Raw genomic sequence first — 15,499 nt, 5'->3', positions numbered from 1 at the left:
CTTTTGGTCATTTTGGTCCAATTCCAGTTATCCCAAGATGTCGCCGTTATCGTCTGCAGGCATTGCAGAACGAAGCACGCAACCTTGCATTCATCTTTTATGATCAGACGAATGAGATAGCCTAGAGTTGGAAATTAATTGCAGCAATAGCAAACTTGCATATTTCACTATTATTAACATTGGGGCACAACAAAACGCCGGTCACATTGAAGGAAACCGGCGAATTTACAACAAATAATTTTCATGCGGCAACAAAAATCAGATTCTCCTCAATCCATCATGGTCAACGCGCCGCCAGCCGCCATAAAGAAGTCAGTTCAGCGGCACGCGCCGAATGCAGCGGATCGGCCGGGTCGGACGCCTTGGGGTGCTGCGGCCGGATATCGTTTTTCCCCAGCACTTTCAAGCCTGCCGCCTCAATCGCCGCCAGCAGTTCGGCGCGCGAACGCAGGGCCAGATGCTCGGCCAGGTCGGACAGGATCAGCCAGCCTTCGCCGCCAGGCTCCAGATGCTGTGCCAGGCCGCTCAGGAAACCGCGCAGCATGCGGCTCTCGGGATCGTATACCGCGTGTTCGATGGGTGAACTCGGCCGCGCCGGAATCCAGGGCGGATTGCAAATCACCAATGGCGCCCGGCCCTCGGGAAACAGATCGGCCTGCAACAGGGTTACCTGGCCGTCCAGATTGAGCCGCGCCAGATTTTCGCGGGCGCAAGACAGCGCGCGCGGGTCCGTATCGGTCGCCACGATGCGCTGCACGCCGCGTTTAGCTAACAGCGCCGCCAGCACGCCGGTACCGGTGCCGATGTCAAACGCCAGTTTGGTGGACGGTAACGGCGCTTCTGCCACCAGGCTGATGTATTCGCCGCGGACCGGCGAATACACGCCGTAGTACGGATGAATACGCGCGCCCAGGGCTGCAATCTCAACGCCCTTCTTTCGCCACTCGTGAGCGCCGATCAGACCCAGCAATTCGCGCAGCGACGCCACGAACGGCTCGGTCGGCGCGCCGTAGGCTTCGTTGCAGGCGAGCTGCACATCGGGCGCGCGCCGCAATGGGATGCTGTAGTCGGCCTCGAACGGCAGCAGCAGCATGCCTAGGGTGCGGGCACGCTGCGATTGCGCCTGGCGGTGCAGATTGAAGGCGTCGGTCGGCGAAACCGGCTGCTTGCGCGGTTTGCCGCGCTTGTCGGGTTTCGGTTCGGCGCGCCGCGCCAGCGCCTGCAGCAACTGGCGGGCGTTCTGGAAATCGCCGCGCCACAGCATGCCAGTGCCTTCACAGGCCAGGCGATAAGCTGTGTCAGCTGTCATCCGGTCATCGGCAATTACCACCCGCTTGGGTGCGGCATTGCCGCTTTCCGAGCGCCAGCGCGCCGCACGCGGTTGATCTTCCTCGATCCAATGGATCATCGGCTGTTCACTCGCCGTCATAAGGCGCCCGCAGGACGGTCGGCCGAAAGCAATTCGACAATGGGGAAATTCAAACGCATGGATGGGGCTCGCTCGGTGGGGGTAGGTAGGAAGCAGATCATGGTGTTTTACTAAAACATCATCTGCGCTGCCGGTTTGCTGTCGCAGCAAACCGGACAGCTTCGATAGTTCCCAAGTATACCTCTTGAGCGCGGCATTGCGCCGTTTCTTTCATCCAGAGAAATCAGGATCGTGTGCGCTGCCGCCCAGGGTTAAAAAGTCTCCCAGTCGTCCGCGTTGGACGCCGCCAGTTTGACCGCAGCTGCTTTCCTTGCCGCTTGCTGCGCCTTGCCGGGCGTCGGCTTGCCGGCAGCGGTCTTAGCAGTCTCAGCTTGAGTCTTTCCCGTGCCGACAGCTTTCAGCGCCGGCGACGCGCTCCGTTTGACCTGCGACGGCTTGGCGCCAGGCGATGTCTCCGAACGCTTGGCAGCCGTCGGCACGTTGCTGCTGCGCTGCAATGCAGCTGCAGACTCCGCCACATGGAATACCGATACCGCATCCTGCAACCGTTGCGCCTGTCCTTCGAGCGAACTGGCGGCGGCCGCTACCTGCTCCACCAGCGCCGCATTCTGTTGCGTCACTTTATCCATTTGCGTCACGGCCTGGTTGACTTGTTCGATGCCGCTGCTTTGCTCTTCCGACGCCACCGTGACTTCCGCCATGATATCGGTCACACGCTTGACCGCCTGTACGATTTCATCCATGGTCTGGCCGGCGCGGGCCACCAGCTCGGAGCCGCCGTCGACCTTGCTGACCGAATCCCCGATCAATTCCTTGATTTCCTTAGCGGCCTGGGCGCTGCGCTGGGCCAGATTGCGCACCTCGGCCGCCACTACCGCAAAACCGCGCCCTTGCTCACCGGCGCGAGCCGCTTCCACCGCGGCGTTCAACGCCAGGATATTGGTCTGGAAAGCGATGCCGTCGATCACGCTGATAATGTCGGCGATGCGCTTGGAACTATCGGTAATGCCTTGCATGGTGTGCACCACCTGGCCCACCACCTCACCGCCCTTGGCCGCAATGCTGGAAGCGCTCTGCGCCAGCTGGCCGGCCTGTTTGTCGGCATTTTGGCGCACGGTTGCCGTCAGCTGCTCCATGCTGGCGGCAGTCTGCTCCAGCGAAGCCGCCTGTTGCTCGGTGCGTGCCGACAAATCGCTGTTGCCGGCGGAAATTTCCTTGATCGATGCACCGATGTTATGGCTGCCCTCACGAATTTCGGTGATGGCAGCCGCCAGTTGCTGCTGCATCTGCCGCATCGCATACAACAAGCTGGTCGTATCCCGGCCGTCGACCAGTACCGCCAGGTCCAGTTCGCCGCCGGCGATTCTGGCGGCGATGGCGGCGGCGTAACTAGGTTCCCCGCCCAGGCTGCGCGTCACACTGCGGATGATCAGCAGCATGGTGCCCGATACGGTGGCGCCGATGATGAACATGATCAGCAGCTGTTTCAGCAGATTGTCATAAAACGCAGCTTGAACATCATTCACAAACACGCCGGACACCAGGAACCAGTCCCACGGCGCAAAGTAATTGACGTGGCTGATTTTTTCCCCGCGGGCATCGGCGGTGCCGGGCAAGCGCCCCATGTAGTGGACGATACCCTGCTGTTGCTGCTTGCCGAGCTTGACCATTTCAGCGTAATACAATTTACCCTCGGTGTCCTTGCGTTCACCGACGTTCTTGTTGACGATGTCCTTGCTGGTCGGGTGCATCAATACAACCGGCCGCGAATCGAAGACAAACACGTAGTTATCCTGCGCATAACGCATGGTGCTGATGCGCTGCAAAGCCTGGCTCTGCGCATCCGCCAGGCTGAGCTTGCTGGCGGCGACGTCATCGGCGTAACCTTTGACGATGCCGGCCGCGGTCTCCACCACATTCTTCAGCCCGGCTTCGCGTTCGCGCATCATCGTGTCGCGGGTATTCAAGGCCGACCAGCCGGCCAGCAACAGCAAGCCCAGCCACATGACCGCCAGCACCAGCCACAACTTTGCTTTCAGACTCGGATTTTTCATACTTGCACACCTTCCTAAGTGATTAAATCTAGGCAGCAACCCGCCGCGCCGCCGGCCTGCCGGCTAACTGCGCAGGCTGCGGCGTGATGTCCAGGCTGCGCCGGGCCGGCTCGGCATGGCTAGCATGGCTGCTATCGGTTTTGAACACCCCCACCATCTGCGCCAGATTGACGGCCTGCTCCTGCAGCGATGCAGCGGCAGCGGCGGCTTGCTCTACCAGCGCGGCGTTTTGCTGGGTTACTTCGTCCATCTGGGCAATCGCGTGGTTCACTTGTTCGATACCCGTGCTTTGCTCCTGGCTGGCAGTGGCGATCTCGCCGATGATGTCGGTCACCCGCTTGACGCTGGTCACCACCTCGCTCATGGTGGCGCCGGCCTGTTCGACCAGCTTGCTGCCGCTGCCGACCTGATTGACGGAATCGTCAATCAACGCTTTGATTTCCTTGGCCGCTGCAGCCGAGCGTTGCGCCAGGTTGCGCACCTCCGCGGCCACCACGGCAAAACCGCGCCCCTGCTCGCCGGCGCGCGCCGCTTCCACCGCAGCATTCAGGGCCAGGATATTGGTCTGGAAAGCGATACCGTCGATGACGCCGATGATGTCGACGATTTTTTTCGACGAGCTGCGAATGTTACCCATGGTGTCGACCACTTGCGACACCACCGCGCTGCTGTTGCTTGCCACCTGCGAGGCAGTCACCGCCAGCTGATTGGCCTGGCGCGCGTTGTCGGCGTTCTGTTTGACGGTCGAGGTCAGCTGCTCCATCGCCGACGCGGTTTCTTCCAGCGATCCAGCCTGTTGTTCGGTACGGCTGGACAGATCCAGATTGCCGCTGGCGATCTGGCCGGAGGCGGTGGCAATGGTGTCGGTTGAGCTCTTGATATTGATGATCGTGTGCAGCAGAGACGTGCGCATGCATTTCATCGCGTACACCAGGCTATGGCTATCGCCCGGACGGGTCGCTATATCCAGGCTCAGATCGCCGTCGGCAATCCGGTTGGCGATCACGGCTGCATGGCCCGGGTCGCCGCCGATCGCATCCAGCATGCTGCGGTTGGAATAGATCACCAGTGCAATCAGCGCCAGCGCCACTGCCAGCAAGATGGCGCCGGCCCGATACAAGGATTGCATGAAGGCCAGGTTCAGGTCATCCACATAAGTGCCGGTGGTGGAGATCCAGTCCCACGGCTGATAGCCGAGCGCGAACGACATTTTCGGCACCGCCTCGGCAGCGCCGATACGCGGCCAGACATATTCGACGAAGCCGCCGCCGCTCTGGCTGCCGGCTTTGGAAATCAAGGCAAATACCAGATTGCCGTTGGGGTCCTTGAAATCGCTCATCTTGCGGCCGTCCAGCTCTGGCTTGATCGGATGCATGACCATCTCTTCATGCGATGTCGACACCGAAAAATAACCGTCCTTACCGTAGCGCATGGCTTTCAGCCGCGCCAGCGCCTGCTGTTGCGCCTCGCTCTTGCTGATGGCCCCGCTGGCGGCCTTGTCGCCATATTCCTTGATGATGCTCATGGCGACATTGGAGACATTGATCAAATCGCTTTTGCGCTCTTCCAGCCGGATTTGCCGTGCTTGATAGGCGTTGAATACGGAGATCGAAAATAGCGCTACCAGACTGACCAGCAGCGGCAGCCAGAGCTTTTGCGTAAAAGACAATTTATTCATGTATGGGTCTCCGTTTTGCCTTAGCAATTATTAGTAACGAGCAGCGAACGAACAGCAAACGAACAGCAGCGATGCGCCGGCAAGGAAAGCAAGCGCCTGTCGTGCTTTCCTTTGCATTAACGGCAGCCTGCTTGAATAACTGAAGGGGAGAATGAGAATTTACACAGCTACGCCGAAGGCATGGCCGAATTGCGCCGACGGCGGCTAGCTTGGTTGGGATTGGCTTGCAGGTTAACCTGGTGCCGGTGATTTACCGACGCATATTTAACAATCAATATCAGCGATCCATCAACTGTGAATTATCGTTACATGGAATTATTAATTGTTACCCTTGGAATTTCACACTGATATACAAATCAGGGATAAAAAATCTGTAATAATCGCGGCCTGCAAGGGCGCGGCATCGCCAAAATTCCGCCCACTTTCGACCTGACTGGTTTATTGTATCCACTTAGAAACTCGCCATAACGGCGCAATTGTCAGTTCACCAATTTCAGAGTGTTCTTCAGCCGCGAACCAAGAAAACGCAGCAAGAGAACGCAGCGATCATCGATTAACGACAGGAGAGATAACACGTGAAGCAATGGACTATTCGGCAAAGAATGCTGGTCAGTTTCGGTCTCATTCTGGCGTTGATGGGATTCATGGCCGGCGCCACCTATTTGAAGCTGGCGGCGATCCAGCACGAAACCACCAGCTTCCAGACTGACTCCATGCCTGGCCTGGAATTGAGCACCGGCATCCGCTCGACCTGGTTTCAAAGTTATTTGCTGGCGCTGCAGGTGATCGCCCTGGATAACACCGGCGAACGCAAGCATGATCTGGAAACCATACGTGCTGACACCGAGAAAATGGACAAACTGGTCGCTGATTATGAGAAAACCATTTTCGAAGCGGAGGACAGAAACAATTTCAACGCCTTCAAAACCGCACGCACGCAATACGACCGGATCATGTCCGAGGTATTGAAACTGGATGATGCGCAAAAGAGTCAGCAAGCGCGCAGCCTGCTGATGGAACAACTGCAACCGGCCTGGCAGCAAGGCCGCGCCGCCGCGACCCAATTGCGCAACTTTAACCAGCAAGAGGAAGTGCACTCGGTAGATAAAATCGAGGCTGCGGTGCTGGTCGCCAAGAGTACTTTGCTGGCAGCGCTGGCGATCGCCTTGGTGGCCGCCCTGATCTGCGGCTTCTTCCTGCTGCGCGCAATCACGCGGCCGATGACGGATTTGATCGCGGCGCTGGAACTGATTCGTTCGGGCGATCTGTCGCAACGTCTCAATCTTAATCGCCATGACGAGTTTCAGGCGCTGGAAGCCGGCCTGAATCGCATGTCGGACGAACTGACCGGGCTGGTCGGGCAAGCGCAGAAATCGGCGATTCAAGTCACCACATCGGTGGTCGAGATCGCCGCCACCGCCACACAGCAGCAAGCCACCGCCAACGAAACCGCCGCCACCACCACCGAGATCGGCGCCACTTCGCGTGAAATCTACTCCACCTCGCGCGAGCTGGTGAGCACCATGAACGAGGTTTCGTCCGGCGCCGAGGAAGCCGCCCGGCTGGTCGGCACCGGCCAGGCCGGCCTGACCCAGATGGAAGACACCATGCACCATGTGATGGATGCGGCCGGCTCGGTGAATGCCAAGCTGGCCATCCTCAACGAGAAAGCCAGCAATATCAATCAGGTAGTCACCACCATCACCAAGGTCGCCGGGCAAACCAATCTGCTGTCGCTGAATGCCGCGATCGAAGCTGAAAAAGCCGGCGAGTACGGCCGTGGATTTTCCGTGGTGGCGACCGAAATCCGCCGCCTGGCCGACCAGACCGCGGTGGCTACCTACGATATCGAACAGATGGTGAAAGAGATCCAGTCCGCCGTATCGGCCGGTGTGATGGGCATGGATAAATTTTCCGAAGAGGTGCGGCGCGGCATCGCCGATGTCCAGAATGTCGGCGCCCAGCTATCGCAGATCATCCATCAGGTGCAGGCCTTGACGCCACGCTTTCAATCGGTCAATGAAGGGGTGCGGGCGCAAGCTATCGGCGCCGAACAGATCAGCCAGGCGCTGGGGCAGTTGAGCGAAGCTGCTCAGCAGAGCGTGGAATCGCTGCGCCAGTCGAGCCAGGCGATTGACGAATTGACGCTGACCGCGAACGGCTTGCGCAACGGCGTCTCGCGCTTCAAACTGAAACTCGGCTGAATCATGCTCAGCTAAAGCCGCAGCGGAAATCTGCAAATAACAACATGCTTTTTTTATTGTTCCACATCGGCCAAGACCACTACGCACTCGACACCCGTCAGGTGGCGGTAGTGCTGTCGCTGGTCAACCTCAAGCAAATGCCGGCGAGCGCGCCCTGGGTGGCTGGCCTGTTCACCTATCGCGGGCAGTCGGTGCCGGTGATCGATCTCAGCCAGCTGGCGCTGGGGCGCCCGGCCCAGCGCCGCCTCAGCACCCGTATCGCGCTGGTGCATTACCCGGCTCCGGGGCCGGATAGCCGCCTGCTCGGACTGGTGCTGGAAAAAGCCAGCGAAACCATGCGCCGCGAGCCTTCCGAGTTTCGCGACAGCGGTCTCGATCACGGCGACGCCCCTTACCTGGGGCCGGTCACCGAGGATGCGCGCGGCTTGATTCAACTGGTCCGGATACAAGACTTGCTGCCGCCCGCAGTACGGGCGCAACTGTTTCCGACGGCGGAGCAATAATGCCGCTGGCAAAATTCGAAACCATGCTGAAGCGCACCATGGGCCTGGATATCCAGTCCATCGGCCGTCCCATGCTGGAGCGCGCGCTGCAGGAACGGCGTGGCAGCTGCGGCGTCGACGACCTCGACGCCTACTGGCTTTTACTGCAGATGTCGGAGCCGGAACAGCTGCAATTGATCGAATCGGTCATCGTGCCCGAGACCTGGTTCTTCCGTAATCGCGAAGCCTTCATCGAAATGGCGCAATTGCAACCGCAGCGGCCGCTCAGCGCCAGCCAGCCGCTGCGCATCCTGAGCCTGCCCTGCTCCACCGGCGAAGAGCCGTATTCGATTGCCATGGCGCTGCTGGATGCGGGCTTGCCGCCGCCGCATTTCCACATCGACGCGATCGACATCAGTCCGCAATCGTTAGACATCGCGCGCCAGGCGGTATACGGCAAGAATTCGTTTCGCGGCAATTTCCTTAGCTTTCGCGATCGTTATTTCGCTCTCAATGAACAAGGTTATGCGCTGTCGGAAACGGTAAGACAGCAAGTGCGCTTCATGCAGAGCAATCTGTTTGCCATCGACCTGCTGGCCGGGCAGGCGCCCTACGACGTCATCTTTTGCCGCAATCTGCTGATTTATTTCGATCGCCCTACCCAGCATCAGGCAGTCACCATCCTGACCCAGCGGCTGGCGGCTGAAGGTTTGCTATTTGTCGGCCCGGCAGAAAGCGCCTTGATGATGCAGCACCCGCTGACGCCGCTCAAGGCGCCGATGGCTTTCGCCTTCCGCCAAGGCGCACCTAAGCAGGAAACGGTTAAACCATCGGCGCCCCCAGCCGCCGCCATTTTTGTGCCGCAAGCGCCGGCGGCGTCATTGCAGCCGCTGCTAAGATCTTCCGGCGTGCGCTCAACTCAGTCGCGGACCGGGGCGGCGGCAGAAACCCTGGCGACGCTGCCGCCGCAACCCCCCCTGGCAACGGTGCAGCTGCTGGCCGACCAGGGCAAACTAGGCGAAGCCGCCAGCCTGTGCGAACAATTGATCCAGCGCCATGGCACATCGGCCGCTGCCTACTATCTGCTGGGCGTGATCCACGACGCCGCCGACCGCAGGCCAGCCGCCGCCGACTGCTATCGCAAAGCCTTGTATCTGGAACCCATGCATGCCGACGCCATGACCCATCTGGCAGCCCTGCTGCAAACCCAGGGCGACGCCGCCGGCGCCAGATTATTGCAGCAACGCGCGCGGCGTTCGACAGAAAACAATCCGTCCTGATGAGTACATCCCTTGATCCTCAAACCGACACCGCCATGGCGCTGATCGACGATTGCTGGAACCGGATCGGCGTCCGCGGCGACGCTTCATGCGAACGCTTGTCGCAGCATATCGATTGCCGCAACTGCCAGGTGCATGCCCGCGCCGCCGCCGAATTGCTGGACCGTTTGCTGGTAGAAGATATTGGCGATAGCCGGTATGAGCAAGCCGAGGAGCCGCAGCAAACCGCAGCGGATTTACGCTCCCTGCTGCTGTTCCGCATCGGCGACGAGTGGCTGGCGCTGCCGACCGCATTGCTGGAAGAAATCACCGAACTGCGCAGCGTGCACCGCTTGCCGCATCGGCAAAACGCCATCGTCCTCGGCATTACCAATATCCGCGGCGCGCTGGTGACTTGCGTTTCTCTGGCGGCGATGCTTGGCATCAGCAGTGACAACCTGGCCACAGCGCGCCAGGAGCTGCTGCGGCGCATGCTGATCGTCAGGCACAACGGCCAGATTACCGCTTTCACAGCGGATGAAGTACACGGCACCTTGCGCATCGCCGCATCCGCCCAGCAGCCGGTACCCACCACACTGACCCGCGCCGCCGGCCATTTCACCTCTGCCGTGATTCACTGGAACGGGCATAGTGTCGGCTTGCTGGACCAGGAATTGCTGTTTCATACGCTGGATCGGAGCCTGGCATGAACGTCGACGATATGCGCGACGCCTCCATGCTTGACCTGTTCCGGCTGGAGGTGGAAACCCAGGCCCAGGTCATGAGCAGCGGCCTGCTGGCGATTGAACGCGGCCCCTCGCCGCAGCAATTGGAAGCCTGCATGCGGGCGGCCCATTCGATCAAGGGTGCGGCACGGATTGTCGGCATCCAGGCCGGAGTGGATGTGACCCATGTCATGGAAGATTGTTTTGTCTCGGCCCAACACGGAAAAATCGAGCTTGGGCCGCGCCGCATCGATCAACTGTTGCGCGGTGTCGACCTGTTACAGCGCATCGCCATCAGCGCCGAAGATCTGGAGATGTGGCAGTCCGGCAGCGGCCGCAAGGAAATCGAGGCTTTTCTGCAAGGCTTGCAAGACAGTCTGCAGCAAGCTGACGATCGTGGCAGGGAGCCGATAGCGGCAGCCGCAGAAGCGGATGAGGCCGCGTTCGAGATCAGCGAATTCCGCCAGAACGAGAATCAGGACCGGAGTCAAGACAAGGGCAAAGACCAGGCAGACCGGATGCTGCGCGTCACCGCTGCGCATTTGAATCAGCTGGTCAGCTTGTCCGGTGAATCGTTGGTGGAATCGCGCTGGCTGCCGGCATTCAACCAATCGCTGATGCACCTGAAGCGATTGCAGCAAAGCGCCGCGCAATCGCTGGAAATATTACACGACGCGCTGCGCGAGAGCAGTCTCGCCGGTGCGCAACTCAAGGCATTGCAAGAGGTTCGGCTACATGTCGACGCCAGCCAGAAAATGCTGGCGCAACGTTTGGCCGAACTGGAACTGTTCGAACGCCGCAACAGCAGCCGCGCCCAGCGTTTGTACGATCAGGCCCTGGCCTGCCGCATGCGGCCGTTTGCCGATCGGGTGGCCGGCTACGACCGCATGGTGCGCGATCTGGGACGCACCCTGGGCAAGCAGGCAAGGCTGGAGATCAACGGCGAAACCACCCAGGTCGATCGCGATATCCTGGAACAGCTGGACGCGCCGCTGGTGCATCTGTTGCGCAATGCACTGGATCACGGCATCGAACCGCCGGCGCAGCGGCGCGCTGCGGGCAAAAGCGATGAGGGCCTGATCACGCTGACCGCGCGCCATCACGCCGGCCTGCTGCAAATCACCATCAGCGACGACGGCAACGGCATGGATCTGGAGCAACTGCGGGCATCCGTGGTGCAGCGTGGCCTGGTGGACAATGCAACCGCAAGCCGCCTGAGCGATGCCGAACTGCTGCATTTCCTGTTGCTGCCAGGCTTCAGCATGCGCGACACCGTCACCGAAATTTCCGGGCGCGGAGTCGGTCTGGATGTAGTCCACAACATGCTCAAGCGCATGCGCGGCACGATCCAGATTTTCAGCGAAGCCGGGCGCGGCATGCGTTTTCAATTACAGCTGCCGCTGACATTGTCGCTGGTGCGCAGTTTGCTGGTCAGCATCGGCGGCGAACCCTACGCTTTTCCGCTGGCTTACGTCAACCGCACCATGATATTGGAGCGGGATCGGATCGAATCGCTGGAGGGCCGTCAGCATTTTGCATTTGAAGAACGCCAGATCGGCCTGATCGCCGCCAGCCAGATTTTACAAAGCGGCGACGGCAACGCAGCGGCAGACGATGATAGGATTTCCCTGGTAGTCATCGGCGACCAGAGCCAGACCTACGGCCTGCAAGTCGACCGCTTGCTGGGCGAGCACATGCTGGTGGTGCAGCCGCTGGATGCGCGTCTGGGCAAGATCAAGGATGTGGCGGCAGCGGCGTTGATGGAAGACGGTGCGCCGGTGCTGATACTGGATGTCGCCGACATGCTCAATTCGGTCGAGAAACTGATTGCCCACGGCCAGCTCAGCAAGATTCAAAACAATAGCAGCCAGCAACAGATCCAGACCAGCAAACGGGTGCTGGTGGTCGACGATTCGCTCACCGTGCGCGAGCTGGAACGCAAGCTGCTGAGCAGCCGCGGTTACACGGTGCGCGTCGCGGTGGACGGCATGGACGGCTGGAACGCCTTGCGCAGCGAGCCGTTCGACCTGGTGGTGACCGATATCGACATGCCGCGCATGGATGGCATTGAACTGGTCACCTTGATCAAGAAAAATCTGCAACTGAAAGCAATCCCGGTAATGATAGTGTCTTACAAGGACCGCCAGGAAGACCGCCAGCGCGGGCTGGAAGCCGGCGCCGATTATTATCTGGCCAAAGCCAGTTTCCACGACGAGACCTTGCTGCAAGCGGTTGAAGACTTGATCGGCGAGGCCCATTCATGAAGATCGGTATCGTCAACGATGCGCCGATTGCGGTAGAAGCGCTGCGCCGCACCCTGTTGCAGCGCCAGGACCACGAGATCATCTGGATTGCCGAGGACGGCAAGCGCGCCATCGAACTCTGCGCGTGGCAAGCGCCGGATTTGATCCTGATGGATCTGATGATGCCGGTGCTGGACGGGGTCGCCGCCACCCGCCACATCATGGCGCATACGCCCTGCGCGATTCTGATCGTCACCGGCGACGTCGGCGCCAACGTCTCGGCGGTCTATGATGCGATGGCCTACGGCGCGCTCGATGCGATCGACACCCCGAGCACCCTGAGCGGCTATCCGCGCAACGACGTCAACTCTTTGCTGGCCAAGATCGACTCTATCGAAAAACTGGTCAATCAGCGCCAGTCTCCAGCCGAACCCGGCACGCCGGCGGCAACTTCGGCCAGCACCACAGCCGCAGGCAGGAAACCAGGGTTGCCAGTACCCGATTCGAAATACCTGGTTGCCATCGGCGCCTCCGCCGGCGGCCCGGCGGCGTTGGCAGCCTTGCTATCGCGGCTGCCGGCGGATTTTCCGGCGGCCTTGGTGGTGGTGCAGCACGTCGACGCTCAATTTGCCTCCGGCATGGCCGAGTGGCTCAGCAGCCAGTCGACATTGCCGGTACGGCTGGCGCAGGCAGGAAACAGTCCCACTCCAGGCACCGTACTGCTGGCCGGGACCGACGACCATCTGCGCCTGACCCGGCCGTTTCAACTGGGGTATACCGAACAGCCCAGCGGCTATCCCTACCGCCCATCGATCGACGTATTTTTCCAGAGCATCGTCGAGTTGTGGGCCGGCAAAGCGATCGGCATCCTGCTGACCGGCATGGGGCGAGACGGCGCCCTGGGGCTGAAAGCCATGCGCGACAAGGGCTATTACACCATCGCTCAGGATCGCGGCTCCAGCGCCGTATACGGCATGCCGAAAGCGGCAGCCCTGCTGGACGCCGCCGACGCCATCCTGCCAGTCAACCAGATCGCCGGCAAGCTGGTCAGCATCATCTGCAAACGATAGCCACAATCAGTACAGACACGGAGTAAGTTATGCCTAAAGAATTAAATCTCGATATCGACCAGCCGCCTGACGATTACCCGGTCATGGTGCTGCTGGTCGATGACCAGGCCATGGTGGGAGAAGCCGTCCGCCGTGCATTGGCGAATCAGGTCAACATCGATTTCCACTACTGCGCCCATCCCGACGAGGCGATCGAAGCGGCCCAGAAAACCCGGCCTACGGTGATCCTGCAAGATCTGGTGATGCCCGGCATCGACGGCTTGACCCTGGTGCGCCAGTATCGCGCCAACCCGGCCACCCGCAACGTGCCCATCATTGTGCTCTCGACCCGTGAAGATCCGGCGGTCAAGAGCGCCGCGTTTACCGCCGGCGCCAACGATTACCTGGTCAAGCTGCCCGACACCATAGAACTGGTGGCGCGGATTCGCTATCATTCGCGCTCGTATGTGAACCTGTTGCAGCGCGACGAAGCCTATCGCGCGCTGCGGCAGAGCCAGCAGCAACTGTTGGAAACCAATCTGGAACTGCAGCGCCTGACCAACTCGGACGGCCTGACCGGGCTCGCCAACCGCCGTTATTTCGACGAATATTTCGGCGCCGAATGGAAGCGCGCCGAGCGCGAACAAAGTTCCCTGTCGCTGCTGATGATCGATGTCGACGATTTCAAACTGTATAACGATACCTACGGCCACCTGGCGGGCGACACCGCGCTCAAGCAGGTGGCAGACAGCATCGGCCGGTTTGCGCGGCGCCCGACCGATCTTGCAGCACGCATAGGCGGTGAAGAGTTTGTGCTGGTGCTGCCATCCATGTCGCGCGAACATATGGAGATTCAGGCTGACAAGCTGCAGGCGGCAGTGCATGCGCTGAACATCGCACACGCCTCCTCCAGCAACGATGACAGAGTCACCGTCAGCATCGGCGGCGCCAGCATGGTGCCGCAACGCGGCGGCTTGCAGGAAAAACTGGTTGAAGCGGCCGATCAGGCGCTGTATCGCGCCAAGCGGGGCGGCAAAAACCGGGTCGAGATCGCGCAGTAAAGTGTTCAGTAAAGCACGCCGTAAAGCGGCAGTAAGATGCGCTGACTGAAGCGAAGGCGCTAGTCGGCCAGCGCAACGACGGACTCATGTCGGCTTCCCTGACCCTGTGTAATGCAGCGATAGCTATCGTTCATTTTTTTCAGGTGAGCATGTAGACGCATAGCGATCCACTGCAGTTTGGTTACGGTTGAGTCTGAGTGAATGCAACTCAGACCAACCGCCCTCAAGCATGTATATGGTGCTCCTCCGGCGCGCTGTAGTTGCAGCCATCCGCCGTGTGCGCGCAAGGATTTATCTCGAACTGCAGCGTGGTGTGATACACCGCAAACTGCGACGCCAGAATGTCTTTCAGCGCAGGCAGCAATTGCTCTGTCGAATACGCCGGGTCGTACACCACATGCGCGGTCAGGCTGGCCTTGCCGCTGGTGACTGCCCACAGGTGGAAATCATGCACGCTCGCCACCCCCGGCACGGCGCGTAGCGCGGCTTGCACCTGTTCGATGTCCATCCCCTCCGGCACCCCTTCCAGCAGGATATTCACGCTCTCCTTCAGCAAGATCCAGGTGCGCGGCAATACCCAGAAACCGATCAGTACCGCAACCAGAGAGTCGACCCAGGCCCAGCCGGTATAGCGGATCACCAACGCACCGAGAATCACACCGACCGAGCCCAGCATATCGCTCCAGACTTCCAGATAGGCTCCTTTAACGTTCAAGCTGGCGTCCTTGCCGCCGCTGAGCAGGCGCATGCTGATCAAATTGACAACCAGGCCGAAGACGGCAATCACCAGCATTCCGGTCGACTGAATTTCTGCCGGGCTGCGAAAGCGCTGGTAAGCCTCGTACAAGATATACATCGCCACCAGGAACAGCAGTACCGCGTTGAACGCCGCCGCCAGGATTTCAAACCGGTGATAGCCAAAGGTGCGGCGCGCATCGGGCGCTCTTCTGGCGATGCGGATCGCCGCCAGTGCGATGGCCAGCGCCATGGTGTCTGTCAGCATGTGCGCCGCATCCGAGATCAGCGCCAGGCTGCCGGTGATCAGGCCGCCGATCACTTCCACCACCAGGAAGGTCGTGGTAAGCCCTAATGCGATCCAGATATATTTCTCGTTCTGGCTGCTGGGTAAGGCGTGAGAATGGCCTGCGCTCATGATTGTCCTTGGCGTGTTATGTGGGAGTAATGTACCGCTTTATTGCGGCATGCCGCAATTGCAACTCACGCAATCAATCTGATTTAAAACCCTGTAGCTGCCACAGGGTCAAGCACGCACATAAAAAGTTACGCGATGGAAAAAGCGGACTACACTATTCAT

At 60.0% G+C, this 15,499-nt stretch carries 11 protein-coding genes; 7 read left to right on the top strand and 4 right to left on the bottom strand.

What is annotated here, in order from left to right:
* Positions 1 to 283 precede the first annotated feature (283 nt).
* The 3 genes from KHU33_RS17365 to KHU33_RS17355 form a co-directional block, all read right to left on the bottom strand.
* Positions 284 to 1,429, bottom strand: coding sequence for a methyltransferase (locus tag KHU33_RS17365; protein WP_211465185.1), 1,146 nt, complete (start codon positions 1,427 to 1,429; stop codon positions 284 to 286).
* Between the two features lie 251 nt (positions 1,430 to 1,680).
* Positions 1,681 to 3,483, bottom strand: a complete 1,803-nt coding sequence (locus KHU33_RS17360) for a methyl-accepting chemotaxis protein (RefSeq protein ID WP_211465183.1) — start codon at positions 3,481 to 3,483, stop codon at positions 1,681 to 1,683.
* A 28-nt stretch (positions 3,484 to 3,511) separates the two neighbouring features.
* Positions 3,512 to 5,161 carry a methyl-accepting chemotaxis protein gene (locus KHU33_RS17355; RefSeq protein ID WP_230414345.1) on the bottom strand — a complete coding sequence of 550 codons (1,650 nt, stop codon included), beginning with the start codon at positions 5,159 to 5,161 and terminating at the stop codon, positions 3,512 to 3,514.
* Between the two features lie 575 nt (positions 5,162 to 5,736).
* Between KHU33_RS17355 and KHU33_RS17350 the strand changes: the two genes are divergently transcribed.
* The 7 genes from KHU33_RS17350 to KHU33_RS17320 are packed head-to-tail and all read left to right on the top strand — an operon-like array spanning position 5,737 to position 14,184.
* On the top strand, positions 5,737 to 7,365 hold the full coding sequence (locus KHU33_RS17350) for a methyl-accepting chemotaxis protein (protein ID WP_211465179.1): 1,629 nt from the start codon (positions 5,737 to 5,739) through the stop codon (positions 7,363 to 7,365).
* A 44-nt stretch (positions 7,366 to 7,409) separates the two neighbouring features.
* Entirely contained in the window at positions 7,410 to 7,868 is a 459-nt protein-coding gene (locus tag KHU33_RS17345; RefSeq protein WP_211465177.1) for a chemotaxis protein CheW, read from the top strand.
* On the top strand, positions 7,868 to 9,127 hold the full coding sequence (locus tag KHU33_RS17340) for a CheR family methyltransferase (RefSeq protein ID WP_211465175.1): 1,260 nt from the start codon (positions 7,868 to 7,870) through the stop codon (positions 9,125 to 9,127). The genes KHU33_RS17345 and KHU33_RS17340 overlap by 1 nt, the downstream gene beginning before the upstream one ends.
* Positions 9,127 to 9,816, top strand: coding sequence for a chemotaxis protein CheW (locus KHU33_RS17335; RefSeq protein WP_230414344.1), 690 nt, complete (start codon positions 9,127 to 9,129; stop codon positions 9,814 to 9,816). Before KHU33_RS17340 ends, KHU33_RS17335 begins: the two co-directional genes overlap by 1 nt.
* Positions 9,813 to 12,095 carry a hybrid sensor histidine kinase/response regulator gene (locus tag KHU33_RS17330; RefSeq protein ID WP_211465173.1) on the top strand — a complete coding sequence of 761 codons (2,283 nt, stop codon included), beginning with the start codon at positions 9,813 to 9,815 and terminating at the stop codon, positions 12,093 to 12,095. Before KHU33_RS17335 ends, KHU33_RS17330 begins: the two co-directional genes overlap by 4 nt.
* Positions 12,092 to 13,144 (top strand): chemotaxis-specific protein-glutamate methyltransferase CheB, encoded by a 1,053-nt coding sequence (cheB, locus tag KHU33_RS17325; RefSeq protein ID WP_211465171.1) that lies wholly within the window; start codon positions 12,092 to 12,094, stop codon positions 13,142 to 13,144. The genes KHU33_RS17330 and cheB overlap by 4 nt, the downstream gene beginning before the upstream one ends.
* 29 nt (positions 13,145 to 13,173) lie before the next feature.
* The gene (locus KHU33_RS17320) at positions 13,174 to 14,184 is read left to right on the top strand and encodes a GGDEF domain-containing response regulator (protein WP_211465169.1); all 1,011 of its coding nucleotides are present in this window, start codon (positions 13,174 to 13,176) and stop codon (positions 14,182 to 14,184) included.
* A 223-nt stretch (positions 14,185 to 14,407) separates the two neighbouring features.
* Here KHU33_RS17320 and KHU33_RS17315 read toward each other — a convergent pair whose 3' ends face one another.
* Positions 14,408 to 15,337: a cation diffusion facilitator family transporter gene (locus KHU33_RS17315; protein ID WP_211465160.1), complete on the bottom strand. Its 930-nt coding sequence runs from the start codon at positions 15,335 to 15,337 to the stop codon at positions 14,408 to 14,410.
* Positions 15,338 to 15,499: the final 162 nt, after the last annotated feature.

This window comes from Collimonas silvisoli (assembly GCF_018305005.1).
Taxonomy (GTDB): domain Bacteria; phylum Pseudomonadota; class Gammaproteobacteria; order Burkholderiales; family Burkholderiaceae_D; genus Collimonas; species Collimonas silvisoli.
Note: the sequence above shows the minus strand (reverse complement) of the source record. Positions and strands in the feature narration are given on the sequence as shown.

Excerpts from the sequence above, each read along its gene's own strand:
- KHU33_RS17340 (WP_211465175.1), top strand. The coding sequence starts at position 7,868 with ATGCCGCTGGCAAAATTCGAAACCATGCTGAAGCGCACCATGGGCCTG.
- KHU33_RS17330 (WP_211465173.1), top strand. The coding sequence starts at position 9,813 with ATGAACGTCGACGATATGCGCGACGCCTCCATGCTTGACCTGTTCCGG.
- KHU33_RS17315 (WP_211465160.1), bottom strand. The coding sequence starts at position 15,337 with ATGAGCGCAGGCCATTCTCACGCCTTACCCAGCAGCCAGAACGAGAAA.
- KHU33_RS17365 (WP_211465185.1), bottom strand. The coding sequence starts at position 1,429 with ATGACGGCGAGTGAACAGCCGATGATCCATTGGATCGAGGAAGATCAA.
- KHU33_RS17345 (WP_211465177.1), top strand. The coding sequence starts at position 7,410 with ATGCTTTTTTTATTGTTCCACATCGGCCAAGACCACTACGCACTCGAC.
- KHU33_RS17360 (WP_211465183.1), bottom strand. The coding sequence starts at position 3,483 with ATGAAAAATCCGAGTCTGAAAGCAAAGTTGTGGCTGGTGCTGGCGGTC.
- KHU33_RS17320 (WP_211465169.1), top strand. The coding sequence starts at position 13,174 with ATGCCTAAAGAATTAAATCTCGATATCGACCAGCCGCCTGACGATTAC.
- KHU33_RS17335 (WP_230414344.1), top strand. The coding sequence starts at position 9,127 with ATGAGTACATCCCTTGATCCTCAAACCGACACCGCCATGGCGCTGATC.
- KHU33_RS17355 (WP_230414345.1), bottom strand. The coding sequence starts at position 5,161 with ATGAATAAATTGTCTTTTACGCAAAAGCTCTGGCTGCCGCTGCTGGTC.
- cheB (WP_211465171.1), top strand. The coding sequence starts at position 12,092 with ATGAAGATCGGTATCGTCAACGATGCGCCGATTGCGGTAGAAGCGCTG.